Source organism: Bradyrhizobium sp. NAS96.2 (assembly GCF_001908235.1).
Classification (GTDB): Bacteria; Pseudomonadota; Alphaproteobacteria; order Rhizobiales; family Xanthobacteraceae; genus Bradyrhizobium.
Map to the genome: position 1 here is coordinate 1 of NZ_LGHK01000253.1, position 11,550 is coordinate 11,550.

Below are 11,550 nucleotides of genomic sequence, written 5' to 3' on the forward strand. Positions count from 1 at the left end.
AGGCATCGTCCGATCCTCCCTCGAATCAGACGAAGCTTTGCCTGTCAGGAATCAACCCGGTCTAAAACGTCAGGACTCAGCCCGGTTCGTACCCCACGAGTCGCCTAGAGGAGAGAGCCCCCACCCGGCGCGCAAAGCGCGCCGACCTCCCCCGCAAGCGGGAGAGGTGAAGCCAACCTCGGGGCGACCGCCTTCGCCAGTGCCCCCTTCCTTTAAAGCAACCCCCGGCTTTCGCTCGCCGCGAGCTGATCCATCAGCGCCCTGTCGTCATAACGCGCGAGCGAGAGGCTGCGGGCGAATGCAGGCACCGGCGCGCCGACCACGGCGCGGGCGCAGAGATCGCCGGTGGCGCAGGCGCCCATCGTGCCGTAGCCGGAGAGCGCGGTGGCGAGGAACACGCCCGGCGTCTTCGCAGCCCCGATCAGCGGCCAGTTTTCCTTCGTCATCGGATAGTAGCCGCCATAATGCACGCGGTCGCGCGGCAGCGCCCCGAGATACTGCGCGAGCTTTGGCTGCAGCCGGCTCGCCGCGCGCAGCACGACTTCGGGGAAATAAGGGTTCAGCTCCGGCTCGCGGACCGGCGCCGTGGTCTGCTCTTCGTTGAAGGCCCAGCCGAGCTTGATCCATTCGCCGTGATCACCGCCATCGGGCCGGCAATGGATGCTGCCCGGCATCGGCGCCAGCAGGCGCACGAATTCCGGCGCCGCCGAGAGCGCCTCGCGTTCGTCGTCGGACCAGGCTAGCGTCTGACCGTCGAGATCGATCGCGAACGGCATTTTGCGCTCGACCGCGCGGTTGCGGTCGGCGAATGCGATCTTCTGCTGCAGCACATTGACGATCGGCAGCTGCTCACCGTGCATCGCCGCGACCTGCGCGGCGAACGGCCCCGCGGCATTGACGATGATATCGGCCTTGATGGTCTGCCGCGCGCCGTCGGCCAGCACATCGACGGTGAAGCGATCGGACTTCGCGATGCCGACCACCCTCGCCTGCTGAAACTGCGCACCCAGCGGGCGCATGGTCTCCAGCATGTACTGGCCAAGCTGCTGACCGCTGATGTCGCCTGCCCTGCGGATATGCAGCGCAGTTGCGACCTCCTTGTCGAATGACGGATAGTGCTGCTGAATCAGGTCGCGGCCGAGCAGGACGTCGACACCATCAGGTGCGCTTTGCCAGTCCGCCGAATGCGGCGGCGCGTAGCTGCGGCCGGCGCCTTCATGCAGACGGATCAGCTGCGCGGCCTGCGTGCCATAGCCGGCGTAGAGCTGCTGCAGCAGTTCCTCAGGCTTCGCCTCGCGCGTGACCAAGAGATAGCCGCGCCGCGTCATGTGGATGCGGTTGTCGCTGCGGCGCGCGATCTCCTCCATCAGGTCGGTGGAATGGTTGGTGAAGTCGGCCATCGTCGGATGCGGCCACCAGTTCCGGTAGTTCTCGCCTGACTGCGCCGAGGTCAGCGCCATCGGCTGGTCTTCATCGACGATCAGCAAACGCGAGCGGTTGTGCTGGACGGCGAGGTAATAGGCCGTGGCGATGCCGACGATGCCCGCACCGATCACCAGGATTTCGACGTCATTGGTCTTCACGCGCGTTCTCCGATCGGCCCGCCCACAACGGACCTGCGATGATTCAAACTGTCCTGAAGGCGATCAGACCGGGCGCATGTCACCCGCATCGCGCAACGCCTGGCGTTGCGCCGAGCGCAGCGTCTTCTGCGTCTCCTCGATGTGATCGCGCAGCAGGCGGACGGCTTTCTTGATCTCGCCATCGCGGCAGAATTCGAGCAGCCGGTAGTGCTCGCGCTGTGGACGCTCCTTGCCGGTCGCCTGCGACACCAGCGCCCGGGTGAAGCGGCCGACGTGACCGTAATTCGCCTCGATCATGCCGAGCAGGCGCGGGCGATTGCACGGCGCGTAGAGCGTGGCGTGGAATTTCCAGTTGAAGGCGCCCCATTGCGCAGGATCAGGCTCGGCGTCGTAGGCACGGAGGATCTTGGTCGCCTCCTCGAGATCGATCTCGCCCATCGCGGGGATCGCCAGACGCAACGCATGGCATTCGAGCGCGATGCGGATCTCGAGCAGCTCGATCACCTCGTCGATCGACAGATCGGAGACCACGGCGCCGCGGTTGGGCAGGAACGTCACGAAGCCTTCAGCCTCGAGCTGGCGCAGCGCCTCGCGCACCGGGATGCGGCTGGTGCCAAACCGCGCGGCCAGCTCGTCCTGGCGGAGCTGCAATCCCGGCGCGAGCTCGCCGGAGCTGATCGCGGCCCGCAGCGCCTCGCGCACGGCGTCCGGCGCGGAACCGTGAGGTCCGGCGCCTCGTTGGCTTGGGGCGGTTGCAGGTTCCATCCGGGATCTCTTTCGCTGGGTGCCCAGGATATCCGACTGTGACACGATTGTATAAAATCGATTTGCTGATTATGCAATCCTGTGTATAAAATCTTGCTCTATCGTATCCAATACCGCTGACGGCCGCGAGCACCAGATGAACCGAGCAACCAAGCGACTGATTTACCTAGTCTTTCTGGCAACGGCGACCTCCGCCCAGGCACTTGCTCAATCACCGAATGGCACGCTGGCGAAGATCCGCGACGCCGGCGAGATCCGGCTCGGGCACCGCGACGTCTCGGTCCCGTTCTCGTATCTCGACGACAACCAGAAGCCGGTCGGCTTTGCGATGGACCTCTGCGCCCGGATCGTCGATGCGGTGAAGGCCGAGCTCAAGCTACCGGCGCTGCAGACCAAGCTGCAGCCGATCCAGCTCTCCACCCAGATACCGCTGATCGGGAACGGCACCATCGACATCGTCTGCGGTCCCGCGACCAACACGCTGGAGCGGCAGAAAGTCGTCGCATTCAGCGCCACGATCTTCGTGTCGAGCATCCGCGCCGCCGTGCAGAAAGACGCGCCCATCAAGACCTTCGAGGATCTCGGCGGAAGGCCGGTCTCACTGACCTCGGGCTCGACCTCAATCGGGCTGTTGAGCGCGCGCGCCCAAGCGAAGAACTTTCAGACCAAGAACATCCTGACGCCGGACCATGCCGCGTCGTTCCTCGCGCTGACCACCGGGCGCAGCGACGCCTTCGTGATGGATGACATTTTGCTGGCAAGCCTGATCGCGGGCAGCTCCAATCCGTCCGACTGGCGCATCATCGACGACAGCCTGCGCACCGAGCCCTACGGGCTCATCATCCGCAAGGGCGATCCGGAGTTCAAGGCGCTGGTCGACAAGACGCTGGTCGCCATGATGAAGAGCGGCGAATTCCAGGAGCTCTACGCCAAATGGTTCACGCGGTCGATTCCGCCGAAGAACGTGAACCTGAATTTCCCGATGACGGCGCCGCTGAAGGACGCCGTCGCCAATCCGAACGACAAGGGCGTGTAACCGGCCACCGCACCGTCGTGTGCGATGGCCACAAGCATTTCCTCTAGAAATCGACCGTCATCGACAGCCACAGCGTCCGCGGCATGCCGCTGATCACATAGCCGGTTGGATTGCCGATCCAGTAGTGCTTGTCGAAGAGATTAGTCAGCTGTGCCCTGAATGTGGTCGGACGCCCCGCAAGCGTCGTCGCATAGCGTGCACCGATGTCGAAGGTCGCCCAGTCGGGAACGCTCTGGGTGTTGTCGGCGCTGACATAGGCCCGGCTCGTGTAGATGGCACGCGCCGTCGCGGTGAGGCCGGGCACGAAGGGCGTATCCCATTCGACGCCGAGATTGCCCTGCAGGCCGGGCGCGCCGATCGCGTGATTGCCGTCGTAGAGATGGCCCTGCGTCTGGGTGAGCCGGGCATCGAGCCACGTCACGCCGCCAAGGACGCGGACGCCGGGCGCCACCTCCCCAAAGGTATTGAACTCGATGCCGCGGTTTCTCTGCTGGCCGTCGAGGCTGTAGATCTTGGTGATGGGGTCGATCACGCCGCTCGGCTGGCTGATCTGGAATGCTGCAAGGCTCGCACCGAAGCCGCCGAGATCGAGCTTCGTGCCAACCTCGACCTGCCGCGTCTTGAACGGCGCGAACACCGCGTTGGTATTGACCGCGCCGGAGGGCGGCGTCGGCCCGGGCGACAGGCCTTCGATGTAGTTCGCATAGAACGACAGCTGCTTGATCGGCCTGACCACGAGGGCGATCGACGGTGATGTCGCGCTCTGGTCGTAGTGCGTCGTCTCGAGGCCGCTGACCGGAGTGTAGCTGTTTGCGATCACCTGCTGCTGGCGCGCGCCGACGATCAGCTGCAGCATGCCGCCCATCGTCGTGAGCGTATCGGCGACGCCGACACTGCGCAGCCCGAGGAAGCCGGACTTGCCTTCCGGGAAGGTCGATACCGGCGTGCCGGCGGTGGCCAGCAAGGTCGGGCTGTAGATGTTGGTGAGATAGGTCCCGTAATTGGTCTGGCCGAGCCAATCGGTCCGGTTCTGCGCGCTGCCGCTGACCACGACCTCATGGCCGATCGGCCCGGAATCGAAGCGCGCGCGCACGCCCGCCTCGCCCGAGAAGGCCTCCGACTTGCCGGTCTGGAAGCGGGACGTACCCAAGGCATCGCCCGCCGTGTTGAGGATCGTCGCGCCCGGATCTTCCCGCTTGTCGTAACGGAATTCATTGCCGCCGATCGCGCCAAACGCAGTGACGTTGTTGCTCAGATCGTATTCCGCACGGGTCAGGCCGGTCAGACTGCGCGACCGCGCATAGTCGAACGGCTGCGCCAGATTGATGCGTGGATCGGGCGCGCCCGGCATCGCGATGCCGTGCACCGGCGTGTAGCCGCGCTGGGCGGCCTTCATCCAGTCATCCTGGGAGATGATGTCGGCGGACCAGCGGAAGCGTTCGCCATGGTAGTCGACGCCGAGCGAGCCGACGCCATTGCGCACGGACTGCCGGTCGATGCTGGTGTTGCCGCCGTCGATCCCGCCGTTGAAGCGGACACCCCACTCCTTCTGTTCGCCATAGCGGCGCGCGAGATCGAGCTCCGTGCCGAAACGTCCGTCCGAGATGTAGCCGGCGGTCAGGCGCGTCAGGTCTTCCGCCGCCCGCTTGGTCACGACGTTGACCGTGCCGCCGATGCTGCCTTGCGGGGCCATTCCGCTGAGGAAGGCAGCCGGTCCCTTGAGCAGCTCGATGCGCTCGATCGGAGCCGGGTTGACGCGATAGGCCGGAACGAGACCGTAGAGCCCGTTCAACGCGATCTCGCTGTTCTCGATCCGGAAGCCGCGGATGGTCAGCGCGTCGTAGCGGTTGCTGCTGCCGATCGCAGCACGCACCGAAGGATCGGAATTCGTCAGCACTTCCGCGACGCTGGTTGCCTGCTGATCGCGGATCGTCTTCTCCGTGTAGCTCGTCTGGCTGTACGGCGTGTCCATATAGTCCTTGTTGCCGAGCAGGCCGAGTTGTCCGCCACGCGCGACCTGGCCGCCGATATAGGGCACCGGCAACGCCGCCTGCTGTGCGCCGGCGGTCGGTGCGGCCGCTGGTGTCGGCGCGTGCTCACGCCTGCTCGCCTGATGCGCTGCCGACGAGCGTGCCGAACGCGACGATGACGGCCGCCGAACCGGCGAGCTTCGATGCTGTGGCGCGGCCACGACGACCGGCGGAAGCGGTGCGGCACTGCTTACGGGTGGCTGCTCCGGCGACTGCGCGAGCGAGGGGACCGCAGTCAGAAGCAGCGACGCGCACGCGAGTCGGAATGCGCATGGAACATTTGAGGTGACGGGCATGAGGTCCCCGGAGTCTTTTTCTTGGTTTCGTCTCGAACATCGTCAGAGTTCGAGCGCGACGACCGGGGCATAAGCATCACGCGCGGTGACGCCAACTAGAACGCATCTAAGCGATGGGGATGAAACCTGCTGCACGAGACGACGTCGATGTGGCGGCTTCCGCGTTCCGGCTAGTGCTTCATCGAAGACTGCGCACTTCTGCGGCTTTCTGACGGCCCTTTCGAGATTAGAGAGATTCTCGATGCGATCGGCGTCGCGGTCGGACGCGGTGAATTGTCGCAGCGATCCGAATGGCGGCAAACGAACAGATCGACAAGCGTGCGATCAAGCAAAAGCCCGGCGCTGCTTCAATCAGCGCCGGGCTCAAGCGAACAGACGATGACGGCGATCAGACGCCGGCCATCATCACGTATTTGATCTCGACATATTCATCCATGCCGTGACGCGAGCCTTCGCGGCCGAGGCCACTTTCCTTGACGCCGCCGAACGGGGCGACCTCGGTCGTGATCAGGCCGGAGTTGACGCCGACCATGCCCGACTCCAGCGCCTCGGCGACGCGCCAGACGCGGCCGATATCACGCGAATAGAAATAGGAGGCGAGGCCGAACGGCGAGGCGTTGCACATCGCAATCACATCGGCCTCGTCCTTGAAGCGGATCACCGGCGCGAGCGGGCCGAAGGTCTCTTCGTGCGCCACCAGCGCGTCCGGCCGCACATCCGACAGCACGGTCGGCTCGAAGAAGCTGCGGCCGAGCGAGGAGCGCTTGCCGCCAGTCACGATCTTGGCGCCGCCTTTCACCGCGTCGGCAATGTGCCGCTCGACCTTTTCGATCGCTTCCATGTTGATCAGCGGTCCCTGCGTCACGCCAGCTTCCGTGCCATCACCGATCTTCATCTCCGCGACCTTCTTCGAGAGCTTCTGCACGAACTGGTCGTAGATCTTGTCCTGGGCATAGAGACGGTTGGCGCAGACGCAGGTCTGGCCCATGTTGCGGTACTTCGAGACGATGGCGCCTTCGACCGCCGCATCGATGTCGGCATCGTCGAACACCACGAACGGCGCGTTGCCGCCGAGCTCGAGGCCGAGCTTCTTCACACCGACCGCAGCCTGCCGGTACAGGATCTTGCCGACCTCGGTCGATCCGGTGAAGCCGACGAAGCGCACCGCCGGATGCTCGCACAGCACCTTGCCGATCGGCGGCGCATCACCGGTGATGATGTTGAACACGCCCTTCGGCACGCCGGCCTTCTCGGCCAGCGCCGCGAGCGCGAGCGCCGACAGCGGCGTCTCGTTGGCGGGCTTCAGCACCACAGTGCAGCCGGCGGCGAGCGCCGGCGACACCTTGCGCGTGATCATCGAGTTCGGGAAGTTCCACGGCGTGATGGCGCCGCAGACGCCGATCGGCTGCCGGATCGCGAGCAGGCGGGCATCCGGACGCTGGGTCGGAATGGTCTCGCCATAAACGCGGCGGGCCTCCTCCGCGAAGAATTCGACATAGGCCGCACCGATATCGACTTCGCCGAGCGCTTCCGCCAGCGGCTTGCCCTGCTCGGAGGTCAGGATCAGCGCGAGGTCCTCGCGATTGGCAATGATCAGGTCGAACCATTTGCGCAAAATGTTGGAGCGCTGCTTGGCGGTGAGCTTGGCCCAGGCCGGAAAGGCGCGCTGCGCGGCCTCGACGGTCTTGGTCGCGTCGTCGGCGCTGAGCTGCGGGATCTTGATCAGCTCATTGCCGGTCGCCGGGTTGTTGACGGCGAACTCGGGTGTACCGACCCAGGCGCCGTCGATGTAGCAGCGATCGCGCAGCAGCGACGGATCCTTCAGACGGCTTTGCAGGGAGGACGCTGCGGATTGCGTGGCGCGTGCGGCAATGGGCGGGGTCATGGCGTTACTCCTGGAATTTCTTTGGGGGGTATTCGCGGCCTATATAGTCGGAAAGCCGTTGCGATGCACCGGCGCCGGGCGCGACCCTGCTTCAAGCAATATTGAGGGCTGGCACGCGAGCTTCCTTCATGCGCCGGCGCTTAGACCGCGCCGCCCGACATGTAGGTTTCGCGGCGGCCGATCATACGCTCGGCCGCGGCCTTGGCATCCGCCTTGGTCGAGGTCGCGCAAGTCCGGTATTCGAGGTCGGCCTGCGCCCGCGCATCGCGGCGGCCGAACCACGACTTGGTGCCGGTCTGCAGCAGCGCCAGCGCCTGCGCGACATTGTCGACGGCCTCGAACGAGTGCAGCGCGCCGGTACCTGCGTAGCGGACTTCGTAGAGGCCTGGGCTGACCGGCGCTTCGATATTCTCGCCGCGGCCCGGCCGCGGATAGCGCTTCCATTCACTCCAGGTCGAAATCATTGCTGCGCCCCCGCGAGGCGCAAAATGACGATCTTTTTCGTCAAATCGAGCCCAATCCGCCGCACCGTTTGTGCAGCGATCTGAATGCGTTAATGCAAAAAAACAGGTACGAAAATCAATCTGCCGATCACGTTACCGTGGCCGCCTTGCGGGGTCACCGGGACCGGTACGGAGTCCACCGCAAAATCTGCGCGCGTGGTGAACACCCTCTGAGCCAGGTCGTTCCTGTCCGCCTTCACGACATCGCGACACCATCGCATCGCGCGCCCGCCTTGCGGGACCCGACAAGCGGGAGGATGATCCCCCCACTTCAAAACAATAAACCCACCGGAGGAAGGCCCAATGCAGAGCAAGGCTCAGATCGATCAGGTTTTGCGTCAAAAGAGCGAGGCAAAGGAGATTCCCGGCGTGGTCGCAGTCGCGGCCACCGGCAAGGACGTGATTTACGAGGGCGCGTTCGGCAAGCGCGACCTTTCCAAGAGCGATCCGATGACCGCGGACAGCGTGTTCTGGATCGCCTCGATGACCAAGGCTGTGACATCAGCGGGCGCGATGCAGCTCGTGGAGCAGGGCAAGCTCTCGCTCGATGAGCCGATCGGCAAGCTGTTGCCCGACCTCGCCGCGCCGCAGGTGCTCGAGGGGTTCGACGCCAAAGGCGAGCCGAAATTGCGCCCGGCCAAGACCCCAATCACGCTGCGCAAGCTCATGACCCACACCGCCGGCTTCTGCTACGACCTGTGGAACGCCGACATGGGGAAATATATGGAGAAGACCGGCACGCCCGGGATCATCTCCTGCCTGAATGCCGCGCTGAAGACTCCGCTCGCGAACGAGCCCGGCACACGCTGGGAATACGGCATCAATATCGACTTCGTCGGCAAGGCCGTGGAAGCAGCATCGGGCAAGAAGCTCGATGCGTATCTGCGTGACAACATGTTCGCGCCGCTCGGCATGAGCGACACCGGCTTCAAGATCTCGGACGACATGCGCAAGCGGCTGGTCGGCATGCATGCCCGCGGCGAGGACGGCACGCTCGCCGCGATGCCATTCGAGCTCGAGCAGAACCCTGAATTCCACATGGGTGGCGGCGGCCTGTATTCGACCGCGGCCGACTACATCAAGTTCTGCCAGATGATCCTCAACAAGGGCAAAGGCAATGGCAACCAGCTGTTGAAGCCCGAGACCGTCGCGGCCATGGGGCAGAACCAGATGGGCGATCTCACCGTCGGCAAGATGACGACCGCGGCGCCGCCATACACCAACGATGTCGATCTCTATCCTGATATGATCAAGAAGTGGGGGCTGAGCTTCCTCATCAACACCGCCAAGACGCCGGAAGGCCGCAGCCCCGGCAGTCTCGCCTGGGCGGGCCTTGCCAACACCTATTACTGGATCGATCCGTCGCGCGACGTCTGCGGCGTGATCCTGACCCAGCTGCTGCCGTTCGCCGACAAACATAGCCTCGAGGCCTTCGCAGGCTTCGAGAAGGGCATCTACGCCGGCCTCGATGCCGGCAGCGGGCAGAGGGCGGCGTAAGGTTCCAGCCAAGTAATGAGCAATCCCTCCCCTCGCGGGGAGGGATTTTTCATACCCGCCATAGGTCGGGCCTGTCCTGCCAGTGCCAAACCACTAAGATCGCGCAAAAAAAAGTGCGACACGAACACGAGGAGGATGAGCTTGGCACCCACACCCAAGGCAGACAGCTATGTCTGCGGCATTTCCGATACGCCACTGCTCGGCGAAACCATCGGCCGCAGCCTCGACCGCGCACGCGCACGCTGGGGCGACCGCGAGGCGCTGGTCTCGCCCAGCCACAATGTGCGCTGGACCTGGAACGAGTTCGCCGAGCGGGTCGAGGCCTTGGCGGCGGGGTTCCTTGCGGTCGGCCTGCAACCCGGCGAGCGGATCGGCATCTGGTCGCTGAACCGGCCGGAATGGACGCTGACGCAATTCGCCGCGGCGAAAGCAGGATTAATCCTCGTCACCATCAATCCGGCGTATCGCTTGAGCGAGCTCGAATTCGCGCTCGGCAAGGTCGGTTGCGCCGCGATCGTGACGGCAACCGCGTTCAAGACCTCGGCCTATATGGAGATGCTGAACACGCTGCTGCCCGAGCTAGCGAGCTCGGAGCCCGGCCAATTGCGCTCGGCGCGGCTGCCGCAGCTGCGCGCGGTGATCCAGATCGGCGGACCGGCGGCGCCGGGCACGATTCCGTTCGATGCGATCGCGCAGATGGGCGGCGAGCGCCATCATGAGCAACTTGCGGCGCTCGGCGCGAGCCTGCAATTCGACGATCCCGTCAATATTCAATTCACCAGCGGCACTACCGGCTCGCCCAAGGGCGTGACGCTGACCCACCACAACATCCTCAACAACGGCTACTTCACCGGCCGCGCCATGCGCCTGACCGAGCAGGACCGCATCTGCATTCCGGTGCCGCTCTATCATTGCTTCGGCATGGTGATGGGCAATCTCGCCTCGGTCACGCTCGGCACCACCATGGTCTATCCCGGCGAAGGATTTGATCCCTTGGCGACGCTGACGACAATTGCGCAGGAGAAATGCACCACGCTGTACGGCGTGCCGACCATGTTCATCGCCGAGCTCGATCATCCCGAGTTCTCTCGCTTCGATCTGTCGTCGCTGCGCACCGGCATCATGGCCGGCGCGCCCTGCCCGATCGAGGTGATGAAGCGCGTCAACACCGAGATGAACATGCGCGAGGTGACGATCGCCTACGGCATGACCGAGACCAGCCCGGTGAGCTTCCAGAGCGCGACAGACGATCCCTTGGAGCGCCGCGTCTCCACCGTCGGCCGCATCCATCCGCATGTCGAGGTCAAGGTGGTCGATCTCGATGGCAAGGTGGTGCCGCGCGGCGAGCGCGGCGAACTCTGCACCCGCGGCTACAGCGTCATGCTCGGCTATTGGGACGAGAAGGAAAAGACAGGCGAGGTGCTCGACGCCAATGGCTGGATGCACACCGGCGATCTCGCCGTGATCGACGACGAAGGCTATTGCAACATCGTCGGCCGCATCAAGGACCTGGTGATCCGCGGCGGTGAGAACCTTTATCCCCGAGAGATCGAAGAGTTCCTCTACCGCCATCCGAAGATCCAGGACGTCCAGATCTTCGGCGTCGCCGATCAGCGCTATGGCGAGGAGCTGTGCGCCTGGGTCAGAGTCCGCCAAGGCGAGACGCTGACCGCCGACGAGGTGCGCGCCTTCTGCCAGGGCCAGATCGCCCACAACAAGATCCCGCGCTATGTCGAGTTCGTCGAGGAATTCCCGATGACGGTGACCGGCAAGATCCAGAAATTCGTGATGCGCGACGCCGTGGAGAAGCGGCTCGGATTGAAGGCGGCGAAGACGGCGTGAGTTCTTCCTCCCTCTCCCGCTTGCGGGGAGGGTCGGGGTGGGGGCTCTCTCCACGAGTCATTCTGTGGAGAGAGCCCCCACCCGGCGCTACGCGCCGACCTCCCCCGCAAGCG

At 64.6% G+C, this 11,550-nt stretch carries 8 protein-coding genes; 3 read left to right on the top strand and 5 right to left on the bottom strand.

Going from position 1 to position 11,550, the window contains the following annotated elements:
* Positions 1–212: 212 nt before the first annotated feature.
* Both AC628_RS37755 and AC628_RS37760 read right to left on the bottom strand, forming a co-directional pair.
* The gene (locus AC628_RS37755; RefSeq protein ID WP_074131727.1) at positions 213–1,583 is read right to left on the bottom strand and encodes an NAD(P)/FAD-dependent oxidoreductase; all 1,371 of its coding nucleotides are present in this window, start codon (positions 1,581–1,583) and stop codon (positions 213–215) included.
* 63 nt (positions 1,584–1,646) lie between these two features.
* The gene (locus tag AC628_RS37760) at positions 1,647–2,348 is read right to left on the bottom strand and encodes a GntR family transcriptional regulator (RefSeq protein WP_074131728.1); all 702 of its coding nucleotides are present in this window, start codon (positions 2,346–2,348) and stop codon (positions 1,647–1,649) included.
* Positions 2,349–2,484: 136 nt separating this feature from the next.
* Here AC628_RS37760 and AC628_RS37765 point away from each other — a divergent pair, with 136 nt between their 5' ends.
* Positions 2,485–3,384: an amino acid ABC transporter substrate-binding protein gene (locus AC628_RS37765; RefSeq protein ID WP_074131729.1), complete on the top strand. Its 900-nt coding sequence runs from the start codon at positions 2,485–2,487 to the stop codon at positions 3,382–3,384.
* Positions 3,385–3,427: 43 nt separating this feature from the next.
* On the opposite strand, the gene AC628_RS37770 is transcribed toward AC628_RS37765, so the two are convergent.
* From AC628_RS37770 to AC628_RS37780, 3 genes are all read right to left on the bottom strand, one after another.
* On the bottom strand, positions 3,428–5,422 hold the full coding sequence (locus AC628_RS37770) for a TonB-dependent receptor (RefSeq protein WP_074131730.1): 1,995 nt from the start codon (positions 5,420–5,422) through the stop codon (positions 3,428–3,430).
* Positions 5,423–6,098: 676 nt separating this feature from the next.
* Positions 6,099–7,595, bottom strand: coding sequence for an NAD-dependent succinate-semialdehyde dehydrogenase (locus AC628_RS37775; RefSeq protein ID WP_074131731.1), 1,497 nt, complete (start codon positions 7,593–7,595; stop codon positions 6,099–6,101).
* Positions 7,596–7,735: 140 nt separating this feature from the next.
* Positions 7,736–8,059 carry a hypothetical protein gene (locus tag AC628_RS37780; RefSeq protein ID WP_074131732.1) on the bottom strand — a complete coding sequence of 108 codons (324 nt, stop codon included), beginning with the start codon at positions 8,057–8,059 and terminating at the stop codon, positions 7,736–7,738.
* Positions 8,060–8,401: 342 nt separating this feature from the next.
* On the opposite strand from AC628_RS37780, the gene AC628_RS37785 reads away from it, so the two are divergent.
* Both AC628_RS37785 and AC628_RS37790 read left to right on the top strand, forming a co-directional pair.
* Positions 8,402–9,595 carry a serine hydrolase domain-containing protein gene (locus tag AC628_RS37785; RefSeq protein ID WP_074131733.1) on the top strand — a complete coding sequence of 398 codons (1,194 nt, stop codon included), beginning with the start codon at positions 8,402–8,404 and terminating at the stop codon, positions 9,593–9,595.
* A gap of 141 nt (positions 9,596–9,736) precedes the next feature.
* Entirely contained in the window at positions 9,737–11,437 is a 1,701-nt protein-coding gene (locus AC628_RS37790; RefSeq protein WP_502689822.1) for an AMP-binding protein, read from the top strand.
* Positions 11,438–11,550 lie beyond the last annotated feature (113 nt).